At 49.9% G+C, this 26,633-nt stretch carries 22 protein-coding genes; 13 read left to right on the forward strand and 9 right to left on the reverse strand.

The genetic code is table 11. The annotated features are described in order from the left end of the window. Nucleotides 1–69: 69 nt before the first annotated feature. From JOY44_RS09835 to JOY44_RS09870, 8 genes are all read right to left on the reverse strand, one after another. Nucleotides 70–1,596, reverse strand: coding sequence for an AAA family ATPase (locus tag JOY44_RS09835; RefSeq protein WP_171573402.1), 1,527 nt, complete (start codon nucleotides 1,594–1,596; stop codon nucleotides 70–72). A gap of 68 nt (nucleotides 1,597–1,664) precedes the next feature. Next, nucleotides 1,665–2,174, reverse strand: a complete 510-nt coding sequence (locus tag JOY44_RS09840; protein ID WP_171573403.1) for a YceD family protein — start codon at nucleotides 2,172–2,174, stop codon at nucleotides 1,665–1,667. Between the two features lie 39 nt (nucleotides 2,175–2,213). Further along, nucleotides 2,214–2,711, reverse strand: a complete 498-nt coding sequence (locus JOY44_RS09845) for a protein jag (RefSeq protein ID WP_171573404.1) — start codon at nucleotides 2,709–2,711, stop codon at nucleotides 2,214–2,216. Nucleotides 2,712–2,713: 2 nt separating this feature from the next. Next, nucleotides 2,714–3,868 (reverse strand): membrane protein insertase YidC, encoded by a 1,155-nt coding sequence (gene yidC / locus JOY44_RS09850; protein ID WP_171573405.1) that lies wholly within the window; start codon nucleotides 3,866–3,868, stop codon nucleotides 2,714–2,716. A 120-nt stretch (nucleotides 3,869–3,988) separates the two neighbouring features. After that, nucleotides 3,989–4,387, reverse strand: a complete 399-nt coding sequence (locus JOY44_RS09855; protein WP_171573406.1) for a PH domain-containing protein — start codon at nucleotides 4,385–4,387, stop codon at nucleotides 3,989–3,991. Beyond that, nucleotides 4,377–4,793: a ribonuclease P protein component gene (gene rnpA / locus JOY44_RS09860; protein ID WP_171573407.1), complete on the reverse strand. Its 417-nt coding sequence runs from the start codon at nucleotides 4,791–4,793 to the stop codon at nucleotides 4,377–4,379. The genes JOY44_RS09855 and rnpA overlap by 11 nt, the downstream gene beginning before the upstream one ends. A gap of 12 nt (nucleotides 4,794–4,805) precedes the next feature. Next, on the reverse strand, nucleotides 4,806–4,946 hold the full coding sequence (gene rpmH / locus JOY44_RS09865; RefSeq protein ID WP_171573408.1) for a 50S ribosomal protein L34: 141 nt from the start codon (nucleotides 4,944–4,946) through the stop codon (nucleotides 4,806–4,808). Between the two features lie 122 nt (nucleotides 4,947–5,068). Continuing rightward, nucleotides 5,069–5,602 (reverse strand): DUF2808 domain-containing protein, encoded by a 534-nt coding sequence (locus JOY44_RS09870; protein ID WP_171573409.1) that lies wholly within the window; start codon nucleotides 5,600–5,602, stop codon nucleotides 5,069–5,071. Nucleotides 5,603–6,074: 472 nt separating this feature from the next. Here JOY44_RS09870 and pntA point away from each other — a divergent pair, with 472 nt between their 5' ends. The 9 genes from pntA to JOY44_RS09915 all read left to right on the forward strand — a co-directional run bounded on the left by pntA (nucleotide 6,075) and on the right by JOY44_RS09915 (nucleotide 23,857). Then, complete coding sequence (gene pntA / locus JOY44_RS09875) at nucleotides 6,075–7,697, forward strand: Re/Si-specific NAD(P)(+) transhydrogenase subunit alpha (RefSeq protein ID WP_171573410.1); 1,623 nt, start codon at nucleotides 6,075–6,077, stop codon at nucleotides 7,695–7,697. 150 nt (nucleotides 7,698–7,847) lie between these two features. Next, complete coding sequence (gene pntB, locus JOY44_RS09880; protein ID WP_171573411.1) at nucleotides 7,848–9,251, forward strand: Re/Si-specific NAD(P)(+) transhydrogenase subunit beta; 1,404 nt, start codon at nucleotides 7,848–7,850, stop codon at nucleotides 9,249–9,251. Nucleotides 9,252–9,305: 54 nt separating this feature from the next. After that, nucleotides 9,306–9,557: a hypothetical protein gene (locus JOY44_RS09885; protein ID WP_171573412.1), complete on the forward strand. Its 252-nt coding sequence runs from the start codon at nucleotides 9,306–9,308 to the stop codon at nucleotides 9,555–9,557. A gap of 193 nt (nucleotides 9,558–9,750) precedes the next feature. Then, the gene (locus tag JOY44_RS09890; protein WP_171573413.1) at nucleotides 9,751–9,990 is read left to right on the forward strand and encodes a hypothetical protein; all 240 of its coding nucleotides are present in this window, start codon (nucleotides 9,751–9,753) and stop codon (nucleotides 9,988–9,990) included. 125 nt (nucleotides 9,991–10,115) lie between these two features. Next, nucleotides 10,116–12,449 (forward strand): tetratricopeptide repeat protein, encoded by a 2,334-nt coding sequence (locus JOY44_RS09895; RefSeq protein WP_171573414.1) that lies wholly within the window; start codon nucleotides 10,116–10,118, stop codon nucleotides 12,447–12,449. 163 nt (nucleotides 12,450–12,612) lie between these two features. After that, nucleotides 12,613–19,746 (forward strand): tetratricopeptide repeat protein, encoded by a 7,134-nt coding sequence (locus tag JOY44_RS09900; protein ID WP_171573415.1) that lies wholly within the window; start codon nucleotides 12,613–12,615, stop codon nucleotides 19,744–19,746. A 188-nt stretch (nucleotides 19,747–19,934) separates the two neighbouring features. Beyond that, nucleotides 19,935–20,150 carry a hypothetical protein gene (locus JOY44_RS09905; RefSeq protein WP_171573416.1) on the forward strand — a complete coding sequence of 72 codons (216 nt, stop codon included), beginning with the start codon at nucleotides 19,935–19,937 and terminating at the stop codon, nucleotides 20,148–20,150. Then, a complete protein-coding gene (locus tag JOY44_RS09910; RefSeq protein ID WP_171573417.1) occupies nucleotides 20,140–20,406 on the forward strand; it encodes a type II toxin-antitoxin system RelE family toxin in 267 nt (88 codons plus the stop codon). Before JOY44_RS09905 ends, JOY44_RS09910 begins: the two co-directional genes overlap by 11 nt. A 193-nt stretch (nucleotides 20,407–20,599) precedes the next feature. Further along, nucleotides 20,600–23,857: an alpha-mannosidase gene (locus tag JOY44_RS09915; protein ID WP_171573418.1), complete on the forward strand. Its 3,258-nt coding sequence runs from the start codon at nucleotides 20,600–20,602 to the stop codon at nucleotides 23,855–23,857. Here the strand turns inward: JOY44_RS09915 and psbN are convergent. After that, complete coding sequence (gene psbN / locus JOY44_RS09920; protein ID WP_171573419.1) at nucleotides 23,854–23,985, reverse strand: photosystem II reaction center protein PsbN; 132 nt, start codon at nucleotides 23,983–23,985, stop codon at nucleotides 23,854–23,856. The genes JOY44_RS09915 and psbN overlap by 4 nt on opposite strands. An 82-nt stretch (nucleotides 23,986–24,067) precedes the next feature. On the opposite strand from psbN, the gene psbH reads away from it, so the two are divergent. The 4 genes from psbH (at nucleotide 24,068) to JOY44_RS09940 (ending at nucleotide 26,559) form a co-directional block, all read left to right on the forward strand. Continuing rightward, a complete protein-coding gene (gene psbH, locus JOY44_RS09925) occupies nucleotides 24,068–24,256 on the forward strand; it encodes a photosystem II reaction center phosphoprotein PsbH (RefSeq protein WP_171573420.1) in 189 nt (62 codons plus the stop codon). A 115-nt stretch (nucleotides 24,257–24,371) separates the two neighbouring features. Next, on the forward strand, nucleotides 24,372–24,605 hold the full coding sequence (locus tag JOY44_RS09930; protein WP_171573822.1) for a CHAT domain-containing protein: 234 nt from the start codon (nucleotides 24,372–24,374) through the stop codon (nucleotides 24,603–24,605). 63 nt (nucleotides 24,606–24,668) lie between these two features. Then, on the forward strand, nucleotides 24,669–25,508 hold the full coding sequence (gene mazG / locus JOY44_RS09935) for a nucleoside triphosphate pyrophosphohydrolase (RefSeq protein ID WP_171573421.1): 840 nt from the start codon (nucleotides 24,669–24,671) through the stop codon (nucleotides 25,506–25,508). 190 nt (nucleotides 25,509–25,698) lie between these two features. After that, nucleotides 25,699–26,559: a TlyA family RNA methyltransferase gene (locus tag JOY44_RS09940; protein WP_171573422.1), complete on the forward strand. Its 861-nt coding sequence runs from the start codon at nucleotides 25,699–25,701 to the stop codon at nucleotides 26,557–26,559. The last annotated feature ends 74 nt before the right edge of the window (nucleotides 26,560–26,633 follow it).

Raw genomic sequence — 26,633 nt, forward strand, 5'->3', positions numbered from 1 at the left:
ACAAAGCCATAAATCCAGACCCGTAAGTCGCTTACTTTCTCTATTCTTTCTACTCTCAATTAACGGTATTTATTCATCTGTTTGCCGGATCTGCTGCTGAATACGACAGCTTAAGGGGCTATGTTTGGAGGCAAGGCGAGCTTTGCCAGAAGCTGCCCAGTCTTGCAACAGTTGAATTTGCTCCTGGGCAGTGCGGGCAAGGGGCACCATTTGGCTCGCGGCTTCCAAAATATCATCAGTTGTGAAGTCGCGGTTTTGGCTAAAGCCGATGTGCATCGCTTCTACTAAAGTCTGCTCAATCTCTGCCCCGGAGAAATCGGGAGTTTCGTAGCCCAGGCGATCGCAGTCGTAGTTTTTGAGCGTATGGGGACGTAACCGTTCTAAATGAACGGCAAAAATGGCACGGCGTTCTTCTTGACTAGGTAATCCCACAAAAAAGATTTCGTCAAACCGTCCTTTTCGCAACATTTCCGGTGGCAACGCTTGAATGTTGTTAGCAGTGGCGACGACAAAAACAGGCGTGGTCTTTTCTGCCATCCAGGTGACAAAGGTGCCAAACACTCGACTGGTAGTGCCGGCATCACCCCGACTATCCAAACCTGAAAAGGCTTTATCAATTTCGTCAATCCACAAAATGCAGGGAGCCAAGGCTTCTGCTAGCTGAATCATCTGACGGGTACGAGATTCCGATTCTCCCACTAATCCAGCAAACAGGCGACCCACATCTAGTCTTAATAAGGGTAAGTGCCAGTGGTGGGCGATCGCTTTTGCCGTGAGGGATTTGCCTGTACCTTGAATGCCAACCAGCAGCAACCCGCGTGGATGAGGCAAGCCGTATTGGCGGGCGCGATCAGAAAAAGCTCCACCGCGCCGTAGTAGCCAATCTTTCAAATTATCTAAACCGCCGATGTCGGCAATGTTGGCGCTTGTGGGGTAAAAATCTAAAATTTGAGTCTGACGAATAATCTGGCGCTTTTCTTCTAAAATCAATTCCATATCTTGAAGCCGAAGCTCGCCGTGAGTCGCGATCGCGCGGGATAGTACTCGTCGAATGCGATCAATAGATAAGCCTTGGCATGAGCGTACCAATTCATCCAACGTTCGTAGCTCTAAACTCTGCCTCGTTGCACTAATTAACCGTTCCACCTCTAACCGAATTTCAGCGGCGGCTGGCAAAGGAAATTCCATCACCGTTAGCACTTCGCCTAAATCTGCGGGAATAGTCAGTTGAGGCGATAGGATGACAATGTTTTTAGGCTGAGATTTCAGCATCCGTGCCAAATTTCGCAGCTTGCGGGCAACAGATACATCGTCTAGAAAACGATGAAAATCTCGCAGAATAAAAATGGCAGGGGCACTAGCTGACAATTTTTCAATTAGTTCTAATGCCTGGAGAGGATTGCGTTTACCTACCCCGGCATCGTTAGGGTTGCCCTGGTAGCCATCGACAAAATCCCACGTATATACGGCGCGATTGCCCTGGTTTTTAGCACTGTTGGCGATCGCAGCTTCCACCCGTTCCTCTTCCTGAGTCGGGATGTAAATTAGTGGATACCGTGCGCGTAGAAGTAGCTCAAATTCGTGACTAAAACTCATGGCACCAGGCTTAAAAGCAAAGTTCAAAGTCGCATGAGTTCATTATCGTTGGGCTTTTGGTTAAAAAACTAATTTTGGCTAAATAGCTGATCTTTAAAGGCTTCCAAACCAGCCCAGCGGCGATCAACCGCAGAATTGGTTTCGCTTTGGGGCACAGAAATACCTTCACATTGCTGATCACAGAGTTTTCGGAGAGGAATTTCTAAGCAAAGCTGCTCATAAAGCCACTTAGTAGGGTCAAAGTAACCTTCTGGCGACAATGACTCCACCAAATCTTCAGAACTAAGATCGCGATCAAGAAGATCCTGGTTGAATTCTTCTGCTGTTTCATCCAGCCAAATTAGTTCTGATGGTGTGATGGACAGTCGATAGTTATATTGCTGCAAACAGCGATCGCAGGTAAGGGTAATGATTGCCTCAGCCCTGCCTGACACTTCCAAATAGTTGCCTTGGTGCTTAACGCGAACTAGTCCTTTAACAGGAGTCAGCGATCCTAGCTCTGGGATTACTTCATCGATTTGTTGGATATCGATTTGCTCAGGTAACCGGGTCAGCCGAGGAATATAAATCGGTTCCATAATGCTATTCTCCCTTTTTCACACCTTGTTCCTATTGATTTAAGGTGTACCTTTTACCAAAGACACAACTAAGCGGCGATCTGGCTCTTGACCGCGACTTTGAGTTTCCAAGTCGGTGTGTTCCTTCAATATTGTATGCACCTGACGGCGCTCCGCCGCAGAAAGTGCTTTCAACTCAACTTCAGTGCCAGTTTCGCGGGCTTCGGTCGCAGCTTTTTCAGCGATCGCCTGTAGCTCAGAATAACGACGTAGACGATAGCCCGCCAAATCTACAGTAAATGCACCCTGATGCCCAGACTCTTGACCCAAATTTAGAATCGTATTTGCTAAATATTGGAGTGAGTCTATAACAGTGCCCTCAGCCCCTATAAGAGCCTGAATCTGTTCAAGCGCTAAGGGCTTTTCGTCAATCACTAGCCAACAGCTATCCTCCCAAAACTCTGGGCTTTTTTCAGAGCGAATCGAAGTTGGAATTGCTGCATGCTGAAGCAATTCTTCTAACCACTGCTGACCACGCTGTTCTCGACTGGTGTCCATACCTAACCCTGAGCTTTCTTCTTTGTCCGTCCTGGTTCAAATGGAATCGTGTCATTACCCTCTTTCTTTCCCGCCTTTTCAGTTGCCTTTGCTTCTGCATCGACTATTTTCTGAATCTCCTCTGGCAGCGCTTCACGCGACAAGATATAGGTCTGTGCGGTTTGGAAAATGTTGGCAATTACCATATACATCAACACGCCAGCGGGGAGGGGGAAAAACAAGAACATCCCAGAAAAAAGTACGGGAGTGATTTTGTTGACCGTGTCCTGGTTTGCATTTCCGGTAGAGCCTTGTCCTGAAAGCAACTGGTTGACGTAAATGCTGACTCCAAAAAAGATAATCATGCCAACAACATCCCAATGAATCTTTCCATCGGGATCAATGGCACCCACATGACCCAACTTGTCGATGAACAAGAATCCTTTGTTGGTTGCCAGACCTGGAACAATCGCCTTGAGGGCTACATCTCCGGGCTGCAAAGCCTCAACGGTGCCGTCTTGATTGAGCTTGACGTTTTCTGCACCACTAACGATTTCAAATCGAGGAGTCAGGTCATTGTCGGGATACTGCGCTACCAAATCGTTCAGCGATTTACCTTCAGTGGTTTGAAATTCGATCTTGGTTTTTTCTCCAACCGTTAGCTGAGTGCCACTGGGCGCGATCGCGGCAACGGGAGCATGAACACTATCAGCAAAATAAATATTTTGAGGCTTAGTAAGAAATGCTTGAGGCTGAACCTGCTCAATCTGCTCACGAGGCAAAACTTGAAAATTCATCGTGTAGGGAACGTCTGAAAAAGGCGATCCCCGTAAAGTAGCAAATAAAGCAAACAGAATTGGCATTTGAAATACTAAGGGAAGGCAGCCTGCTAGCGGATTGCCTAGCTCTTGCATCACCTTTGCCATCTCTTCCTGCTGTTTCGCAGGATCGTCTTTGTAGCGCTCTTTAATTGCTTGCTGGCGCTTTTGCATCACCGGTTGAACAACCTTCATCCGGCGCATGTTACGAATTGAACCAGCACTAAGCGGGTAAAGTGCAAGGCGAATGACCAATGTTAGAGCCACGATCGCCAAACCATAGCTCGGTACGACCCCGTAAAAAAAATCCAGGATCGGCAGCATTACATTGTTGGAAAGAAACCCGATACCAAAGTCCATTCGCGTTATCCTGACCCTTTTTGAGTTCGCTGAATCTACAGTGATTGACTATCCCCAGCATACCGACTAATGCCAACCCCTTAACAAGTAGGGGTATTACACCCAAAGTACTTAGAGATACTACTGCTGAGTGCCAATTCCACCGCTTGCAGCCTTAGCAGCAGGCGATAGCTGCTCAGCAATGAAGTTGTAAACATCCCTAAATTTAGGCACTGCTCTAAGTTCCAAGCGGCTTCCATCTTTCAGAGTGATGACCATATCACCCCAAGCACCCAAGCCACGGGGCACAGTTACGACTTTAGCAACTTGAGAGTACACGATATCTGAGCGATCCAGCCCTTTCCAACCACCTGTAACGGAAATTCTGCGATCAGTGATGCGATAGCGAAGCCATACGGCACGAGCGATCGCGCCAACCGTCAAAGGGATGCAAATAACTGTAAATCCCAACAGAATATTAAAGATCAGATCGCCAACATGAGGACCACCCTCATAGTACACATCCTCTTTAATCGCCATTTAACACCTCAAAGTCTGCGAGTAACTGCTTTAATTCTTGCAGAAATTGCAAGTAACCGCACTGAATTGCTGGAGGATGAACAACCACTAAAATATCCAAATTTTTCGCAAGGACAGGCAGTAATTGACGAAAAGCAGCTTGAATCTGACGACGAATTCGATTCCGCACAACTGATCGCTTATCCACTTTCAAGCTAATGGAAATGCCAACTCGTGTTGACGAACCTGCATTAGCAGATTGCGTAGAGCTTACTGGTCGTGCAGACAAAGGCAGATCCAGAGTTTTTTTCGGAGATCCACGTAGAATTCGCAAGGAGAGGTGCTTTGTTTTAATGCGAGTTCCTCGCTGATAAACCGCACTAAAATCCTTTCGATGCTTTAGCCGATTCTGCTTGGGAAGTCCCACATTAGCGATCGCTTAAGAAACTGATAGCTTAGCCCGTCCCTTCTTTCTACGAGCTGTAATCACCCGCCGACCATTGGAAGTCCGCATCCGAGCGCGAAATCCAGAGGTTCTTTTACGTTTACGGCTAGTGCCGCCCAATGTCCGTTTAGTCATTCCATCGTTCTCCCAAGCTTCCCAAACAAGGTTTGAAAAAAATCACAGTCTATAACTGTACCACCCTTTAAGCAGAGCCGTAAGAGATCAAGCAATCTTACACCGTTCGCTTTAGCGATCGCCTAAGAAATCTGTATTACCCAGGTGCCCAAATAGCGCAGCAACGGCAAATCGCCTGGGGACATGATTTGACAATTGAAATAGAACATGCCGCCTGAAGTGGGGTTCTTGACATTTTCCAACCAGATTTCCACTTTGGTATTAGCGGGTACAGGATCTTCGGGAAAGATTTCGATCAAGTTATTCTCTTTGTTCCAAACAACTTCTTTCAGCTTCACAGCCTTTCCTTGAACTTGTAGCTCAACGCTCTTTGGGTCGAAAATACCTTGGTAATAGTCAGGATAGGAAATTGCGAACTGGGCAACTGCTAACGTCATCTTCTTCGCTGGAAGACGAAGACGGTAACGATCCCAGCCGCCCGCCTTACCACCAAAATCTAGACGGTAATTGAGATTATCATCACCTTTAGCTCCTCCAAAGAGGGTAAAACCGGGTAGACCGTTTTGAGCCACGCTAACCAGGGGAACGGCTCCAACAAAGCAACCCGCGATCGCTAACCCAGCGAAAAAGCGCCGTGTCAATAATTTTAAAAACATAGTTCTGTTTAACCTAACTAGCTGTTCAATTCAGTAAATATAAAACCACTGAACCAAGGTATTGATTTGTGAAGCTGTGTTTAGCCCTACTACTCTATCAGGATCTAACGCAAAACGATATTTGGCTACTTCCATCTGGGCAGACGCAGCCCCATTAAAATAAGTTCCTGAGTAGAGGAAATGATCTGAGAATTATACCTATTTGGTTTTTGAAAACTGGCGAATTAGCGTGTTTAAGAGCAGCAGAAAGTAGATGAATAGCTATTAGCTTAAAAAGGAGTCTTTACAGTCATTTGTATCTAAAGTTTTTCTAAACTATTTAATTTTTCCAAGAATTGTTACGTTCAACAACTTTGTTCTTAAATCATTCTGCTAAAAAAACAATCCTGCCCAGATCGCACCACAGTAGTAATGTTCAGGTTTCCCTGGTGGTAAGGGGATTTATTGATCCGTAGCGATCGCTGGAGCAGCTATGAAAATTGGGATTCCTAAAGAAATTTATCCCGGTGAATGTCGAGTTGCCGCGACCCCAGACACGGCTAGACGGTTGCAAAAATTGGGGTTTGAAATATTAGTTGAAGCAAATGCTGGCAGTGCCGCAAACTTTCCAGATGAGGCCTATGTGCAAGCAAACTGCACCATTGTTTCAGAGACTTCTACTGTTTGGGCAGCAGATGTTGTGCTAAAAGTGCGTCCGCCTGCACTCTCTGCTGAAGTAGGTGGTTCTTCTGAAGTGGCATGTGTGCGGGAAGGTGGCACCGTTATCAGCTTTATCTATCCGGCTCAAAACCGAGAATTACTGGATGCTTTAGCTGCCCGGAAAGCGACCGTATTGGCGATGGATGCCATCCCTCGAATTAGCCGCGCCCAAAAAATGGATGCCTTGAGTTCCATGGCAAATATTGCTGGATACCGGGCAGTGATTGAAGCGGCGAGTAAATTTGATCGCTTCTTCCCTGGACAGATCACCGCTGCGGGTAAAGTGCCTCCCACTAAAGTGATGATTATCGGAGCAGGTGTAGCTGGATTAGCAGCGATTGGAGCGGCGAAAAATTTGGGGGCGATCGTCCGCGCCTTTGATACGCGCCCTGCGGTGAAAGAGCAAGTAGAAAGTATGGGAGCCGAGTTTTTGGAACTGGAGTTTGAGGAAGATGGCACTGGACAGGGTGGTTACGCCAAAGTGATGAGTGAAGAATTTATCAAAGCAGAAATGGCGCTGTTTGCAGAACAAGCAAAAGATGTAGACATTATCATCACCACTGCCCTAATTCCGGGCATAAAAGCACCCGTGCTGATTACCCAAGCGATGGTGGATAGTATGAAACCCGGCTCTGTGGTGGTAGATTTAGCTGCAGAACAGGGCGGTAACTGCGAAGTCACCAAACCGAGCGAAGTGTATCGCTACAACGGCGTAACCATTATTGGCTTAACCGATTTGCCGAGCCGCATGGCGCAACAGGCAAGCCAGCTTTATGGCACCAACCTATGTCACTTGCTGGATGAATTGGGCGGCAACGATAACTACACCGTCGACTTTGAAAACGAGGTAGTACGCGGCGCAACCGTGGTGAGAGAGGGCGAGATCACTTGGTCGCCCAATAAGCCTCCTGCTCCACCACCAAAACCTGTGGAATCTGCTCAGGCTGCGACACAATCTGTCCCAGCGAAAGCCGCCCCGATGCCGACCGCCCCGATCTCATCTGCTGCGACTGAACCGAACTCTCAGAAACCTGGCAAAAAATCATCCCCAGGCAGTAGTAAAGACTTTGTTTGGCTAGCCTTAATCGGATTGGCACTCCTTGGCATTGGCGTTGGCGCACCGCCATCCTTTTTATCTCACCTGACCGTATTTGTGCTGGCGATTTTCGTGGGCTGGCAGGTCATTTGGAACGTTAGTCCTGCCCTGCACACCCCACTGATGAGCGTCACCAACGCCATTAGCGGCATCATCATCATTGGCGGCATTCTCCAGCTACCGGGGTCTGCCTTTTCACCCACTGCAATTTTAGGCGCGATCGCCATTCTCATCGGCACCATCAACATCGCTGGTGGCTTTCTCGTCACACAGCGCATGTTGAAAATGTTTCAAAGATAAGGAACGAAGGACGAAGTGCAGTAACAATCACACTTCCTTAAACCGTTACTCGTTCTATAGCCCCATCAGGTGTTCAAGAAAGGTCATATCTCCTACGGAGACGCTACGCGAACGCTACTCGTCATTCCTTGTCCCTTAGTCCCTCTTCATATGACTAATAGTCTTCTAACCGTTTCTTATATTGGAGCCAGCGCCCTGTTTATCCTCAGCTTGGGGGGATTGTCAAACCAGGAATCAGCACAACGGGGCAATCTGTACGGCATGATTGGCATGGCGATCGCGATTATGGCAACGGCGATCGCCGCTGGCATGAGTGGCTTTAACGCTAGCAACTACGCCACTTTGGCGATTGCTATGATTCCTGGAGTTCTGATTGGGGCCGTGTTGGCAGCACGGGTTGCCATGACCTCCATGCCAGAACTCGTCGCCATTTTGCACAGCTTCGTTGGCGCGGCAGCAGTACTCGTCGGCATTGCCAATTACCTCTCGCCTGATCACTCTCTGAGCGGTGTGGAAGAGGTGATTCACCAGGTAGAAATTTATGTCGGCGTATTCATTGGGGCAGTGACGTTTTCTGGTTCTGTGATCGCGTTTGGCAAACTCAGAGCATTGATTTCGAGCAAACCTGTCTTACTGCCTGCTCGTCACTTTTTGAATTTGGGACTATTGGCGACGACCCTATGGCTGGGCAGTTGGTTTCTCGGTGCTCAGGGCTATGCCGGACTAACACCGCTGCTGATTATGACGGGCATTGCCATGGTGCTGGGAGTGCATTTGGTGCTGGCGATCGGGGGTGCCGATATGCCCGTGGTCATCTCCATGCTCAACAGCTACTCTGGTTGGGCAGCAGCAGCAGCAGGATTCATGCTGTCCAACGATCTGCTGATTATCACCGGAGCGCTTGTTGGCAGTAGCGGCGCAATCCTCAGCTACATCATGTGTAAGGCGATGAACCGCTCTTTCATTAGTGTGATTTTAGGTGGGTTTGGAGCCGCGAGTGGATCGGCTCCTGCTGCCAAACTGGAAGGGGAAGTGAACCAAACCACCGCCGCCGATACGGCAAAAATCTTGCGCGATGCCAAAAGCGTTGTGATTGTGCCGGGATATGGCATGGCAGTGGCACAGGCGCAGCATTCAGTTTCAGAGATTGCTAAAACCCTGAAAGGGCTGGGGATTAATGTGCGGTTTGGCATTCACCCCGTAGCGGGACGGATGCCGGGACACATGAATGTGTTGCTAGCAGAAGCTCGTGTGCCCTACGACATCGTGCTGGAGATGGACGAGATTAACGAAGATTTTCCGGCAACGGATGCGGTGTTGGTGATTGGCGCAAACGATACGGTCAACCCCAGCGCCGAGGAAGACCCCACCAGCCCGATCGCCGGAATGCCTGTAATGGAAGTGTGGAAATCTCATAAGGCGATCGTCATGAAACGCAGCATGGCAAGCGGCTACGCAGGCGTGGAAAATCCTCTGTTCTACAAAGCCAACACCGAAATGCTGTTTGGCGATGCCAAGAAAAACCTGGATGAAATCTTGACGCACTTGCGATAGATTCAATTAAATTAATCTGGGCTGAGAGTGCATCAATTCTGAAAGAGGCAAAAAATGCTAACCAGTGTTGAGGGAGTTTATCGTAATGGTCGAGTAGAAATCGCGGAAAGCCTCAACGAGGTACTTGAAGGAACGCGAGTTATTGTGACTTTTATTAGGTCTAACACAATTGATTTAGCGTCTCAGGGCATTGACAAGGCACAGGCGGAGATTTTGCGAGAAAGCCTAGTGACTTTCTCGGAAGATTGGAATAGCCCCGAAATGAGTATTTATGATGACTACGATGCAGCAAAAGCTAACCGTTAAGCGGGGCGATGTTGCTCTGGTATCCTTCCCAAATTCTGATCTAATCTACTAAAACTCGCCCTGCTTGAATCGTGCAAGCAGATGATTTGGAGACAAACTTACCCCAAATCATCGTCGCGATGATTACCAGCCAAATATTTCGATCCGAGTATGTGGTTGTCAGTTTGTTGACAGACTGCGTGGCAGCGGCGGGATGCAGGGAATCCCGGCAGAGTATAGACAGATAGCGCAGCGAAACGATAGCACGTTTCGGAATATCACGCTGAATTTAGAGCGCGCCCAGAGTCGCGGTTTAGCAGTGAATAACCAGGAGTTTTCGCCCAAGCTAGATGAAGCCTGGCGACGACGCTATAACAAGGTGGTGCAGCGCTATCTGCTGACAATGTACGCTTATAATGCGGTGGAGCTATTGCGTACCTTAAATCTCCTGTAACTGCCCATGTTAAAAGCCACGACGAAACGATGCCCTGGCATTCAAACCGGACGATTACGAAGTCTGGATCAACCGAGGCACTGCGCTGTCTGCCTTAGGGCGCAAAGGGCATACGATCACCAGCTATGACAAAGCAGGACTTCAAACCGGACGATCACGAAGCCTGGAACAGCCACGGCACTGCGCTGTATAACTTGAGGCAACAGGAAGCGGCAATTGCCAGCTATGACAAAGCGATTGAGATTAAACCGGACTATGACGCAGCCTGGTACAACCGAGGCAATGCGCTGCGTAATTTAAACCGCTACGAAGCGGCAATCACCAGCTATGACAAAGCGATTGAATTCAAACCGGACGATCACGACGCTTGGAACAACCGAGGCTTGGCTCTCTCTGACTTGGGGCAACAGGAAGCAGCAATTGTCAGCTATGACAAAGCCCTCGAATTCAAACCGGACTATGACGCAGCCTGGTACAACCGCGGCAATGCGCTGTCTGACTTAGGGCAACAGGAAGCGGCAATTGCTAGCTATGACAAAGCGATTGAGATTAAACCAGACAAGCACGCAGCCTGGTACAACCGTGGCATTGCGCTGTCTGACTTAGGGCAAAAGGAAGCGGCGATCGCTAGCTATGACAGAGTACTGGAAATCAAATCGGACGATCACGAAGCCTGGTACGGTCGAGGTTGTGCGCTGGATGACTTAGGGCAACAGGAAGAGGCAATCGTCAGCTATGACAAAGCCCTCGAATTCAAACCGGATGATCACGCAGCCTGGTGTAACCGAGGCATTGCGCTGTCTGCCTTAGGGCGTAGTTTACAAGCGCAAGGACAACAGGAAGCGGCTTTAGCAAAGCTTTCCGAAGGAATCGCCAGCTATGACAAAGCAATTGAATCCAAACCGGACGACCACGATACCTGGTACAACCGCGGCATTGCGCTGTCTGCCTTAGGGTGCACGGAAGACGCGATTGCTAGCTATGACAAAGCAATTGAATCCAAACCGGACGACCACGATACCTGGTACAACCGCGGCATTGCGCTGTCTGCCTTAGGGTGCACGGAAGACGCGATTGCTAGCTATGACAAAGCGATTGCATTCAAACCGGATGATCACGAAGCTTGGTACAACCGCGGCATTGCGCTATCTGCCTTAGGGCGCACGGAAGACGCGATTGCTAGCTATGACAAAGCGATTGCATTCAAACCGGATGATCACGAAGCCTGGTATAACCGCGGCATTGCACTGGATGACTTAGGGCGCAGTTTACAAGCGCAAGGACAACAGGAAGCGGCGTTAGCGAAGCTTTCTGAAGGAATCGCTAGCTATGACAAAGCAATTGAATCCAAACCAGACAAGCACGCAGCCTGGTACAACCGAGGTTTGGCGCTGTCTGCTTTAGGACAAAAGGAAGCGGCAATTGCCAGCTATGAAAAAGCACTTGAATTTAAACCGGACTGGCACCAAGCCTGGGGCAACCGCGGCAATGCGCTGTCTACTTTAGGGCAAAAAGAAACGGCGATCGCCAGCTATGACAAAGCACTCGAATTTAAACCAGACGATGATCAAGCTTGGAACAACCGCGGCTTGGCGCTGTCTGACTTAGGACAAAAGGAAGCGGCAATTGCCAGCTATGACAAAGCACTCGAATTCAAACCCGACTTGCACGCAGCCTGGTACAACCGAGGCATTGCACTGGAGGCCTTAGGGCAAAAGGAAGCAGCAATTGTCAGCTATGACAAAGCACTCGAATTTAAACCGGATGATCACGCAGCCTGGTACAACCGAGGCAATGCACTGTCTGCTTTAGGGCACAAGGAAGCGGCGATTGCCAGCTATGAAAAAGCCCTCGAATTTAAACCGGATGATCACGAAGCCTGGTACAACGGAGGCTTGGCGCTGTCTGCTTTAGGGCACAAGGAAGCGGCGATTGCCAGCTATGAAAAAGCAATTGAATTCAAACCGGACTTGCACCAAGCCTGGTACAACCGAGGCATTGCACTGGATGCCTTAGGGCAAAAGGAAGCGGCAATCGCCAGCTATGACAGAGCCCTGGAAATCAAACCGGACAAGCACGAAGCCTGGCACAACCGCGGGGTGGCGCTGTCTAACCTAGGGCAAAAGGAAGCGGCAATCGCCAGCTATGACAAAGCACTGGAAATTAAACCCGACGATCATGAAGCCTGGTACAACCGCGGCAATGCCCTGTCTGCCTTAGGGCAAAAGGAAGCGGCAATCGCCAGCTATGACAGAGCCCTGGAAATCAAACCGGACTATCACGTAGCCTGGTATAACAAAGCCCACTGTTATGGATTGCAGGAACAGATTGATTTAGCCATTGCCACGCTACAGCAAGCCATCAACCTAGATTCTAAGTGCCGGGATAGGGCAAAAACAGACGCAGCTTTTGATAGCATTCGAGACGACGAACGGTTCCAGGTATTGATGAGGGAGTAGGCTGTGGGCTGCGATCGATTTGGATTGAATGATTAAAATCATCCAGCACCTCCGCATTTCTTAACAGAAAACTCCAAAACGATCGCGCGTATGGGCAGCAAGGTAGGTAGAATAGTCAGCCAGACAGCATAGTCAGCTATGCCGCAAGGGCAGGGAGCCGCCGATGAACCAAGGGTCGATTTCAATTACCACTGCCCTCGATCATCAACGATCAGGACGCAGGGCTGAGGCTGAGCAGGTCTATCGATCGCTCCTGGAGCAGCAGCCCGAATCGATTGATGCCCTCAACTTGCTGGGAGCATTGCTGCATGAACTGGGTCGCTACGACGAAGCGCTCACCTGTTTTGAGCAAGTGTTGACCTTAAAACCCGCTGCTGAGTCTCATAACAGCGTGGCGATTGTGCTGAAGGCTCAAGGGAAATACACCGAAGCGGTGGAGCAATACCGCAAAGCACTAGCGCTGAAGCCCAATCAGCCAGAGGTGATGAGCAATTTGGGCAATGCTTTGAAGGAAAGCGGCAGTGCGGCAGACGCGATCGCCTGTTACCAGGACGCGATCGCCCTCAATCCTCACTATGCTGAAGCCCACAACAATCTTGGCATTAGTTACAAGGAGCAAGGCAAGCTAGACGAGGCGATTCAGTCCTATCAAACGGCGCTACGACTGAAGCCAAATTATGTTGATGCTCATCACAATCTCGGTATTATTTGGCGGATTCAGGGCAAGCTCGACAAAGCCATTGACTATTTTCGGCAGGCGATCGCCCTCAAGCCTACATATATTGATGCCCACATTAGCCTTGGCTCAACCCTGCACCAGCAAGGCAAGCTAGATGAAGCGATCGCCCAGTTCAACCATCTGCTGACCTTAAAACCCGACTCCGCCGACACCTACAACAATTTGGCGATGGTGCTGCAAGAACAGGGCAAGGTGGAAGAGGCGATCGCTGCATTTAAACAAGCGCTGGTCATCCGTCCTGACTATCCCGGCGTGTGCAATAACTTGGGCAATCTTTTGCTAGAAAGCGATCGCACCGAAGAAGCGATCGCCTCCTATCGTCAAGCATTAGCGCTGCGCCCCACCTATGCCGAAGCCTGCAACAATCTGGGCAATGCCTTACAGCGGCTAGGCAAACGAGATGAAGCCGTCGCTGAATATCACCGTGCCCTAGAGCTGCGTCCTAATTTCGTGGAAGCCTTGAGCAATTTGGGAGCCGTACTGCGGGATCAGAAAAAAACCGTAGAAGGAATTTCCTACCTGGAACAGGCGCTATCGCTTCAGCCCGGTTTTGCGGAAATCTACAACAACTTGGGCAATGCCTACCAAGAACTCGATCGCTTAGAGGACGCGATCGCCTGCTACCGTAAAGCTGTAGAACTGAAGCCTGAACTTGCCGAAGTGCGGAGCAATTTGGGCAACATGCTGCAATACATTGGTGAATTTGACGAAGCCTTTGAGCATTTTGAACAGGCGATCGCCACCCATACCGATTTTGCTGGAGCCTACAATAATCTAGGCATTGCCCGACGCAACTCTGGCGATTTGGATGCTGCCTTCGCCGCATATGATCGCGCGATCGAACTCAAGCCCGATTTTATCGAAGCTCACTGGAACAAAGCCCTCAATTACCTGCTGATTGGCGACCTGGAAAATGGCTTTGCTGGATATGAGCAGCGCTTTGAGTGGAGCAAGTTTATTGAGCAAAATCCTCCCCGCAACTTTACCCAACCTCGCTGGGACGGCAGCCCATTAGATGGCAAAACTATTTTGCTCTACGCCGAGCAGGGCATGGGCGACACCATTCAATTTATCCGCTACATAGGCTTTGTTGCTCAGCAAGGCGGACGCATTATTCTAGAATGTCATCCACCCTTAGCTAACCTGCTGCAATCGATTCCCGCTGTTGAGCAGATTATTCCCTATGGCACTCCACTGCCTGCCTTTGATGTTCACGCACCGCTGATGAGCTTGCCTTTCATCCTTGGCACTACCTTAGAAAATATCCCAGCTGACATTCCCTATTTACCCTCTTCACCATCCACTCCTTCCCTTCCTTCCCCAACTTCTAGTTCTCCAATTCCTGCTTCCCTCAAAATCGGCTTCGTGTGGGATGGCAATCCCCAAAATCCCTACAATAGATCGCGCACTTGTCCCCTAGAATTACTGCTTCCCCTCGCCCAAATCCCTGGAGTAAGTCTCTATAGCCTGCAAAAAGAACCCAAGCCCGAAGATTTGGAACTGCTGCAAGCCCATCCAGAAGTCCAGGATTTGCGATCGCTGCTGAATAACTTCACCGACACCTCCTCTTTAATTCAGCAGTTGGATTTGATTATTGCTGTTGATACTGCCGTCGCTCACCTTGCCGGAGCCTTAGGCAAAACCACTTGGCTCCTACTGCCCTTCGCCCCCGACTGGCGCTGGATGTGCGATCGCGACGACAGTCCCTGGTATCCCACCATGCGTCTATTTCGCCAGCCCAGTTACGGTAATTGGGAACCCGTGTTGGAAGCATTAAAAGCGGCATTGGTGGCGCGAGTTACAGGCGAGGAGGAACGGTCAGAGGGCAGGGGGCAAGGAGCAGAGAATAAAAAGGAAGAAAGGAAAAAGCCCAAAACTAAGCACAAAAAACAGAAAGGCAAAGATATTGACGCAAAGGCTGATCCTCTTGCCTTCCCCTCTTTCACTCAAAACCCAAAAGCGCAAAGCGCCGCTGACGCTAGCAAAATCCTCCCTGGGGGAACGCTACGCGTTGGCAAAGCCAGTCCGAAGGACTTACAAAACTCCGCACTCCGCACTCCGCACCCGACACCTAATCCTCCCCCCAAATCCACTTTGCCCGAATCGCTCAAGGTCGCAGTTCGTCACCATCAAGCGGGACGAATTGAAGCGGCAAAACAAACCTGTCGAGATGTGCTGGAACAACAGCCAGATTTGGCTGACGGGTGGCATTTGCTGGCACTGATCGCCCATCAAGAACGCAATTTGGATGATGCGATCGCCCACTATCAACGGGCGATCGCCGCTGATCCCAACCATTGCGACTCTTACAACAATCTGGCAGTTGCTTTGCACGAACAGGGCAAGTTCGATGACGCGATCGCCCACTATCAAAAGGTGTTGGCGTTGAAGCCCGATTATGCGGATGCTCATAATAATTACGCCAATGCCCTGCGGGAAAAGGGGCGCTTAGCGGAAGCCGTGCATCACTACCAGCAGGCGATCGCGATGAATCCTACCTACGCCGATGCTTACAACAATTTGGGGCTTGCCTACTATGCCATGAGCAACTTCGAGCAAGCTGCCGCCGCCTATCGGCAAGCTGTGGCAGTGCGCCCCAATTTTCCCCAAGCCTTGAATCACTTAGGCAATGCCTTAAAAGAAATGGGCAACTTTGCCGAAGCTGCCGTGCATTATCAGCAGGCGATCAGCTTCAAACCCGATTACGCCAAAGCCTATAACAACTGGGGCAACATCTTTCGCGATGAAGGCGATTTGCAAACTGCCATCCAGTATTACGACCAGGCAACAGCGATCGAACCCAATTTTTCAGAAGCGCACTGGAACAAAGCCTTGACCCTGCTGGTGGGTGGCGATCTAGAGCGGGGCTTTGCAGAATATGAATGGCGCAAACATGTCAATCTGCCCAGCTTCAAATCTCTGCGCGACTTTCCTGGTCCTCGTTGGGATGGCTCCCCGCTTAAAGGTCAATTGATCTTCCTCCATGCGGAACAAGGCATGGGCGACCTAATTCAATTTGTTCGCTATGTGCCCTTGGTTGTGCAGCTTGGCGGTCGCGTCATTTTGGAATGTCATCCGCCCCTCGTTAACCTGCTGCAAACCCTTCCCGGCGTAGAAACTTTAGTCCCTTACGGTAGCGCTCCTCCCCCGTATCACATTCAAGCTCCCCTCCTCAGCCTACCTACCATTCTAGGAATCACCCCCGAAACGATTCCTGCCGACATTCCTTATTTAATCCCTCCAACGTCTGCTGCTGCGCTCCCTGCCCCTTCGTCTAATTCTTCTCTTGCGGCTCCGCTTAAAATCGGTTTCGTTTGGTCTGGCAACCCCGGAAATCCCTACAATCGCAATCGCGCCGTGCCGCTAGCAGACTTGCTATTGCTGGCAGATTTGCCCAATGTAGAGCTTTACAGCTTGCAAAAAGATTTGGTTGACGACGATTTAGCCTTGCTGCGATCGCATCCTCAGGTGCATGATCTGCACGACTTGCTAACCGATTTCATCGATACCGCTAGCCTGATTCAGGAGTTGGATCTGATCATCAGCGTCGATACGGCCGTCACTCATCTTGCCGGAGCCTTGGGCAAACCGACTTGGCTCCTATTGCCCTTCGCCCCTGACTGGCGCTGGATGCTGCACCGCGATGATAGCCCCTGGTATCCCACCGTGCGAATTTTTCGCCAGCCCACCGCCGGAGACTGGGATAGCGTGTTGCAGCAAGTCAGAACAGCCTTGGAAGCAGTGCGGAGTGCCGAGGATGGAGTACGGAGTGTGAATCAAGTGCGGAGTGCGGAGTACGGAGTACGGAGTGTGAACCCCGAACCTCGAATCCCGAACCCCGAACCCCGAACGACTGAACGCCTTTCCACCGCTTTACAGCATTATCACAATGGGGAATTAGCTAAGGCGGAGCAACTTTATCGTCAAATTTTGCAGCAACAGCCTGATCAAGCGGATGCGCTGCATGTGTTGGGCGTGATTTTATGCCAGACGAAGCGCTCTGAGGAAGCGATCGCCCACTTGCGTCATCTAACTCAACTCCAGCCTGATTTTGCGGAAGGATGGGGTAACTTGGGCGGCGCATTGCAAGAACAGCGAGAGTTTGAGGACGCGATCGCCTGCTACGAGCGATCACTGGCGATCAATTCTGCCAATCCAAATGTGCATCAAAATTTGAGTGTGGTGCTGCTGGATTTGAATCGTCCAGAGACAGCGGTGCATCATGCAGAACAGGTTGTAGCAGCAAGACCTGATTCACCCGATGCTTTCTATAATTTGGGGTTTGCGCTGCGGCGATCAAATCGAGTCACTGAGGCGATCGCTGCCTACCGTCAGGCGATCGCACTCCAGCCCGATTTCGTCAACGCCCACAAAAATCTGGGGCATGCACTGTTGCTGACAGGCGATTTCACCACAGGCTTTGTGGAATATCAATGGCGTTGGCAGCAAGAAGGCTGGGCAGTCCGCCCATTTGCCCAGCCGGAGTGGGATGGCAGTGACTTGAACGGCAAAACCATTTTGCTCCACGCGGAACAGGGCATGGGCGACACCTTACAATTTATCCGCTATGCGCCCCTTGTTAAAGCCCGTGGTGGACGAGTCATTGTGGAGTGTCAGGAACCCCTACTACGACTGCTCACTCCTATTCCTAGCATCGACCAACTGGTTCCTCAAGATGCCCCGCTGCCGCCCTTTGATGTTCATGCGCCCCTGCTGAACCTGCCCCGTATCCTCGGTACCACCCTTGATACCATTCCCGTCGATATTCCCTACTTGCTTGACTCAACGTCTACTTTTTCGCTTCCATCCCAAACCCCAAACTCCGTTCGCATAGCGTCTCCGCAGGAGTTAATCCGACCCTCCTTCAAAGTGGGTCTTGTGTGGGCAGGCAATCCCAGTCACCGCAACAATCGTTTTCGCTCCTGCCGCCTAGAGCAATTTTCCACCTTGTTTGACCTGGCAAATGTCACCTTTTACAGTCTGCAAAAAGGAGATGCCGCTGCCGAGTTAAGTACATTGCCAGTCCATGATGTTGGGTCGCAGCTCCAAGACTTTGCGGATACTGCCTGCGCGATCGCCCAGCTAGACCTGATCATCACCGTCGATACTGCCGTTGCCCATCTCGCCGGAGCGCTCGGCAAACCCGTATGGGTGCTGCTCGCCTTCGCCCCCGACTGGCGCTGGATGCTCGATCGCGACGACAGCCCCTGGTATCCCACCCTACGCCTATTCCGGCAGCCCCATCCCGGCGACTGGGACAGCATGATGCAGCACATTCGGAACGAGTTAGAACGCACTGTGAGTGACTCCTTACGCAGTGCCAATGACCGCCAGGCGGCAAATGACACAGTACACACGCTGCCTGCCGCACCCCGTACGCTTCACGCCGAACATCCCATCGACACTCGAACCTCGTTATCCCCCATTTCTCTCTCCTGGCATCTCAACGGAGTGACGAACTGGGGCATTTTGGGAACTCAATTAGCATTGCATCTGCGGCACCATTCCCAGTTCGAGCCTGTGCTTCAGCATCCGCTGGCTGCGTCTAACTCTCTAACTCCGCTAGAAGTGGCGCTGTTGCAGTCATTGGAAGCAGAATCCAGTAATCCATCGAATGGGCTGCGGCTACAAGCGATCGCGGATGGCTTTACACCAATTGCCCCTAGTCCGCCTGCCAATCCCCAGCAAACGATTGCCCTAGTTGCCTTAGAAGACACGCATTTGGATAATCCGGCATTGGCAGCAGCAAAATCCTGTCGGGCGATTGTCACGGGTTCCACATGGAATGCGGATCTGCTCAGAAGCTACGGGCTGGAAGTCTCTCAAATAGGGCTTCAGGGCATTGATCCAACCTTGTTTTATCCAGGCAAAAAGGGTGACTGGTTGGGCGATCGCTTTGTCATCTTTCCTCCTGGCAAGCTGAGCTATACCCATGGTCAGGATGTCTTGATTGCTGCCTTCAAAGCCTTCCAAAGCCGCCATGCCGATGCTTTGCTATTAACCGCCTGGTGGACAGACGGTAATTCTCTTCAAGGGCTTGATCACGCTCATCATGTCACTGGAGTGCCAAAACTCAACCCGCAAGGGCAGCCTGAAACCGCTCAATGGCTGAGCCAAAACGGATTGCCCAGTGAGTCTTTCCTGGTGCTTGAACCTGTGGCTTATGCCCTATTAAGTCAAGTCCTACGCCAAGTCGATGTTGCTGTTTTCCCCAATCGCTGTGAAGCCGGACTCAACCACAGCGCGATCGCTAGCCTTGCCTGCGGCGTGCCAACGGTGCTGTCCAACAACACAGGCAACCGGGATCTGACTCAACACAATTTAGGTTTCCCGCTGCAATCACAACGCCGAGTCAAAGCGCCTGCCGAATTTGTGGGTGTAGAAGGCTGGGGTGAATCGGATGTGGAAGAACTGGTGGAAACTCTGGAATACCTTTATGTCCACCGTGCCGAAGCGCAACAGCGTAGCCTTGCCAGTGCTGACTGGCTGCGATCACGCCCCTGGTCAATCGTCGTTAAAGAGTTTGCAACCGTATTGAGCAATATTGTTACGCCGTAAGTCCTCGGTGGAAATTGAAGACCATTTATTAAAATCGGGGGCAATCTAAGCAACTGTTGGAAACTGCTAAAACAGGAGTAGAACCGGCGATCAAAGCCAACGAAGCAACCGCGATCGCTTGGATCAATCAGCAGCTTGAACCGTTAGGAATCAATTTATCAAACTCAAACTAATCGAATGGAGGCACCATGTCTGAGATTGCTCTAAACCCAAATCAACTTAAAGAGATTTTGAAAAGTGCGATCATTGAACTCATTCGTGATAACCGTGAAGAGGTTTCTGAATTTTTGGCAGAGATTATTGAAGATATAGCAATGGAGAGAGCGATCGCCGAAGGTGAGATAACTGAATTGGTTGGACGCGAGTCCATCTTTCAACTTTTGGAGCCAAAGCGTGAAAGTTGAGTTTAGAAAAAGCTTTGAAAAAGATCTTGGCAAGCTTCGAGATGAAGATTTACTTGCAAAAGTCAAAGCTGTAATTGAAAAAATTGAAACTGCTGAAAGTTTTTTGGATGCTAGCAATATAAAAAAGCTTAAGGCGGATGGAAATTATTACCGTATTCGAGTTGGCAATTATCGAATTGGCTTCGTAGAGAATGAGGGTACGATTACCTTTATTCGCGTACTACATCGCAAGGAAATGTATCGGTATTTTCCATGAACAAGCATAGCAATTAGAAATTGCTAAAACCTGAGTAGAACAAGAGATCGCGCCCCTGGTCGGCAGTAGCCAAAAAACTCCTAACTTTGCTCAGCAGTATTGATTAAACCGTTCTCAGCTTTTCTTTAAATGAGTTGAGCGATCGCTGCAACGCATTAGTTCTAGGATATGAATCGTTGAGTGGTATGTAAACGTGAGTCAGTTGGCTTCTTCCCCATCCGAGCAAATTTTGGCGACGATCGCCCGTCTGCGGTGCCTGAGTCAGATCAGCATTCAACCGGGCTGGCGATATCGTGATGATGATTTGCCACCAAGTGACGCTACCAACCCCGATAGCTGGAAGAGTTTGGCAATCAGCGAAGTCAACGCCAAAGACCACCATCCCTGGAAAATTGGACAGACGGTACGCTGGCTTTCGCGAATAGTGAAGGTTCCCGCTGATTTGCACGGCTACCCGCTAGACGGGATGTGTTTAAGATTGGCTTTATTGTGGTGGGCGACGGATGCGCAAGTCTACGTCAATGGTGAGCTAGTGCAGTCAGGGGATTTGTTTGACTGTGCCCCCCGAATCCTGCTGAGTTCTAGTGTCAAGGCTGGCGATGAGTTTGCGATCGCCCTGCGTCTCATCAGCCCCATCCATGAAGACGGCGCGCTAATGAAATCAGTTTGTCACTACGAAACATTCGACCCCAATGATTTTCCAGAACCCGCCTTTGTTGCCAATGAACTCGCCGTTCTGCACACCTTTCTCGAACAATTTCAACCCGAAAAGCTGGACACCCTAGATAATGCCATTGCCAAAATTGACTGGGCTTCCTTAGCTTCAACGCCCTCCACCCCTCCACTCCTCCACCCCTTCACTGCCTCACTCCAAACCCTCCGCCAAACCCTTTTACCGCTAGCAGAACCGATCAAACAGCGCCACATTACCCTGGTCGGACACGCCCACCTGGATATGGCGTGGCTATGGACAGTAGCAGAAACCTGGGAAGCCGCAGAGCGCACCTTTCGCTCTGTCCTCAACCTGCAACAAGACTTTCCCGAACTGACGTTTGCCCACACTACGCCTGCTTTATATGAATGGATGGAACACAATCGTCCTGATTTGTTCGCTCACATTCAGGAACAGGTAAAAGCTGGAAAGTGGGAAATCGTTGCCGGATTTTGGATTGAGCCAGAGTTGAACCTGATCAGCGGCGAATCGATTGTGCGGCAAGTGCTGTATGGGCAGCGCTATATCCAAGAAAAGTTTGGGCAAACCTGCACGATCGCCTGGGTGCCCGATACATTCGGCTTCACTTGGCAGTTGCCTCAAATCCTCAAGCAGGGCGGCGTAAATTACTTCGTCACCCAAAAGCTGCGCTGGAACGACACCACAAAATTTCCCCACGAAGTGTTTCAATGGCAATCACCCGACGGTACGCAGGTTTTCAGCTTAATGTCAGCCCCAATTGGTGAAGCGATCGATCCCGTGAAAATGACGGACTTTGCCTGGAACCTAGAGCAAAAAACAGGCTTGCAGACTACCCTCTGGCTACCTGGTGTGGGTGATCATGGCGGCGGACCCACCCGCGACATGCTAGAAGTGGCGCAACGTTGGCAGCGATCGCCCTTTTTTCCGCAGATGAAATTTGGCACCGTGTCAAAGTATTTGGAAGAAATAAAGAGCCAGGACTTAGAAGTTAGAAGTCAGGAGAATACAGCAACAACTGAAACTCCGTACCCTGCACTTCGCACTCCGCACGTTCTTCCGACCTGGAATTCCGACCTCTACCTGGAATTCCATCGCGGCTGTTACACCACTCACGCCGAGCAAAAGCGGTTTAATCGTCGATCAGAAGAGTTGTTGTATCAAGCAGAGTTATGGGCATCATTGGCAACCATTTCAACGGGAGCAACCTATCCCAAAGCTGAACTGCAAAAGGCTTGGAAGAAAGTGCTGTTGAATCAATTCCACGACATTTTACCGGGTTCTTCAATTACACAAGTGTTTCTTGATGCCAATGAAGCGTGGAGAGAAGTTGAGCAAGTTTGCTTTGAAATTATCGATCGCTCTCAACAGGCGATCGCTGCTCAGGTCAACTTACCTGACCCCCCTTATCCCGATGCAGTTCCTATGGTGGTTTTTAATCCTTTGAATTGGCAGCGGACAGAAGTAGTTGATCTGAGGTCAATTGAATCTGTAGTTGGAAATAGGAAAGAGGAGTCTCCTTGTCGCATTTGCAGCTCAGATGGACAAGAAGTCGAGTTTTACTCCTACGGGCATTATTACCCACACTCAAATCGAACTCATTGGAGAATGTCATTTCTTGCAGAAAACATTCCTTCAGTGGGCTATCGTTGCTTTTGGTTTTATTATGAAACTTCCAGTCAAGAACCCCCTAAATCCAAAGCTGATTCATTCACGTTAGAGAACGAGTTTCTATGCGTCATAGTCGATCCGCTGACTGGAGATTTGTCTAGCGTGTTTGATAAGGTCAACCAAGTCGAAGTGTTGAAATGTTCTGATGCTCAACTGCAAGCGTTTGAGGATAAAGGGCAATATTGGGATGCGTGGAATATCGATCCAAACTACCAAAATTTTCCCTTACCTACCTGCGATCTGCTCAGCATAGATAGTTTCTTCTATGGTTCACTAGAGACACGTATTCAGGTTAAGCGAAAAATTGGAGACTCCACCTTTACTCAGACCTACGCACTGCCAAAAGGATCACCCATCCTCAAAGTTGAAAATTCGGTGGGTTGGCAAGAGCGACACGTTCTGGTCAAAGCTGCATTTCCACTTAATCTGGAAGCTGACTTTGCCACCTACGAAATTCCCTGTGGCTCTATTCAGCGCACCACGAAGCCGCAAACCGAGGCAGAACAGGCACAGTGGGAAGTTCCGGCCATGCGCTGGGCAGATTTGAGCGACCGCAACTACGGCGTGAGCTTATTGAATGATTGCAAGTATGGCTACGATGCTCAACCCAATCAGCTTCGGCTGACGTTATTGCGTGGCTCGGAGTGGCCAGATCCAGAAGCCGACAAAGGATGGCACACTTTCACCTATGCGATTTATCCCCATGCAGGCGATTGGAAACAGGCGCAAACGGTGCGACGTGGCTATGAGTTGGATCTGCCGTTGCAAGTAGTTGAACTCAACGCAGATCAAATGTCTCAATCTGGAACGCTTCCACCCGTGGGATCTCTGCTCGATTTGGGCGCGGAAAATTTAGTATTAATGGCGTTGAAGCAATCGGAAGATGCGCCCGATGAGTGGATTTTGCGTTGCTATGAGTGCCATGGCGAAGATGCGGAGTTGAACCTGAGCAGCGATGTGAATCTGAGGATTGAGACTGCTGTGGATTTGTTGGAGCAACCAATCGGTGAACCCATAACAAAGGGGCAAACGATCACCGTTTCCCCCTGGAAAATAGTTAGTTTTAAGTTAAAGCGCGATCGCGACTAATCTTCGTGATCTTCAAACGGATCATCTAAGCTCTTTGCCGGAGGACCAAATGCCGTATAGATGGCGTATCCAGTCAGACCTACCAGGGCAGCACAGATAGAAATGTTAAGAGCTATTGCAGGTTCCATTGGCATTAAAATTATAAGTACACAGCCATCGTATAATGTAACGAACATTTACAACTTCTGTCCAGATTCTCATAAGGTGACCATGGCACAGCGGACTCGGTTAGGCGACATCCTTAAGCCCTTAAATTCTGAATACGGTAAGGTCGTTCCTGGTTGGGGAACAACCCTCCTGATGGGAGTTTTCATGGGTCTATTTCTGGTATTTTTGCTGATTATTTTGCAAATTTACAACTCTTCGATCATCTTGGATGGTTTTTCTGTGGATTGGTAAGCACGACGACTGAATGCTGCCAAGGCAGAGTGATTTCTACCGCATTGCGCCCCGGATCTTCGGGGTTTTTTTATGGGGAAATCTGAGCCTTTGATGATTCACGTAGAGGCACCGAATTACCGGAGATGGTGTGATCGGGCTATCGCGATCGCTGATTTTGGCAGGCACTGCCAGCGTGGTCGTTTCCCTTTGGGCAGTCCCCGATGCCGCAACCGCAACATTGATGACCGAGTTTTATCAGGCATTGCTCAAAAATCCCGATAAAGCTGAAGCCATGCTAATCACTCTGAAGCAATATCCCGAACCCCGCGATTGGGCAGCTTTTACGCTGGTTGGGCAAGGGGAATAATCCTAGCAAAATGCTTAACTGCCGCTAAAGTGAAAGCATGGAACTAGTAGTGAATGGTGCAGCATGGGGAATCTGGAACAAACGCCCGAACAAACCGAAATTTTGAAGGCGGTGCAGCAGTTGATTGAGGTGGTTGCCCAGTTGCGATCGCCCAATGATGGGTGTCCGTGGGATCTTGCCCAAACTCCAGAAACCCTAGTTCCCTACATCATTGAGGAAGCCTACGAAACCGTAGATGCCATTCGCAGCGGTGATCCTAACGCCATTTGTGAAGAACTTGGCGATTTGCTGCTTCAAGTGGTGCTTCAGGCGCAGATTGCCAGCGAAACCAATCAATTCAACCTGCAAACGGTGGTGCAGGGCATTACCGATAAATTGATCCGACGGCATCCCCACGTGTTCAGTGATGTTGAAGTACAGAGTCTAGATGAGGTACTTCGCAATTGGGAGAAGATTAAGGCAGTAGAAAAAGGAGAAGACCCGAATGTCGAGCTGCCCTTGAGCAAAAAACTGAGTCGCTATGGGCGATCGCTACCGCCGATGATGGCAAGCATGAAAATCTCAAAAAAAGCGGGTGCCGCTGGTTTTGAATGGGAAACCGTGGATGGCGTATGGGATAAATTTGCTGAAGAACTGGCGGAATTCAAAGAAGCGATCGCCAGTGAAGATAAAGCTCACCAAGAAGCTGAACTAGGCGATCTACTATTCACCGTGGTCAACCTTGCTCGTTGGTATGACCTCGATCCCAGCGCTGCTCTTCAAGGCACCAATCAACGTTTCATTCAACGTCTGCAACTGATGGAAGCCGTTGCCGATCGCCCCCTGGAAAACTATACTCTGGTGGAACTGGAAGCTCTGTGGCAGCAAGCAAAAGCAACTCTGAAGCAGGGTTCAGGGAATTAGGGCGCAGACACTTGCGATCGCCATTCAGGAGATTTGTTCTTTTCATAAATCACTTGGCTCTAATCCCTTATTTTGACAATCCGAGCCAGCATTTTAGACTCAATCTCATCCCTATCCCGAAAGATCCACACTCGGCTTGCACTTTACTATGTTTCTCAGGATTACGTAACGCTTCATACAGCTCCAAACCATGCCCAAACAACGACTGGATGTGCTTTTAGTAGAACGAAACTTGTGCGAGACGCGGCAGCAGGCGCAGCGGGTGATTCGGGCGGGGGAGGTGAAGGTGAATCAGCAGGTGGTGGATAAGCCAGGAACGGAGATTGATCTGGCTGCCCTACTGGAAGTTCGGCAAAAACCGCCCTATGTTTCTAGGGGTGGAGAAAAGCTGGCAAAAGCGATCGCCCACTTTCAAATTTCCATCGCCGATCGCATCTGTTTAGATGGCGGCATTTCCACAGGTGGCTTCACCGATTGTTTGCTGCAAGCGGGAGCGGCACAGGTATATGGCATTGATGTCGGCTATGGGCAAGTTGCCTGGACTGTGCGCCAAGACCCACGAGTGACGTTGCTGGAACGCACTAATTTGCGGTATTTAAAGCCTGAGGATTTGTATACGGGCGATCTCCCCGTGGCAGATTTGGGCGTTCTAGACGTGTCATTTATTTCAATAACCAAGGTGCTGTCCGCGCTCCATTCGCTATTACAGCCGCCGCGAGAAGTAGTGCTATTAGTTAAGCCTCAGTTTGAAGTAGGGCGCGATCGCATCGGCAAAAATGGTGTAGTGCGTGATCCTGTCGATCAAGCGAATGCAATTTTACAAGTGCTGCAAGCCGCTCAAGCATTGGAATGGACCTATTCTGGTTTAACCTGGTCGCCGCTTGTGGGTCCCGCAGGCAACATCGAGTATTTGTTGTGGCTGCAAGGGAAGGTTGAGTCAACAAAGGAAGGCGATCAGGAGGTCGCTAACCAACCAAAATCATCACCAGATTTTCAAATTCTTAAGCAGGTCACCCTTCAAGCTCAGCAAGAACTCACCAAACGCACCTAACTGCGATTAGAAAATCTTGTTAAGCCGTCTATCTATTGGGTCGAATTGACAGAGTTTGCCTCAACGCGCCAAGA

It is taken from the genome of Leptolyngbya sp. Cla-17 (assembly GCF_016807185.1).
GTDB lineage: Bacteria > Cyanobacteriota > Cyanobacteriia > Leptolyngbyales > Leptolyngbyaceae > ULC077BIN1.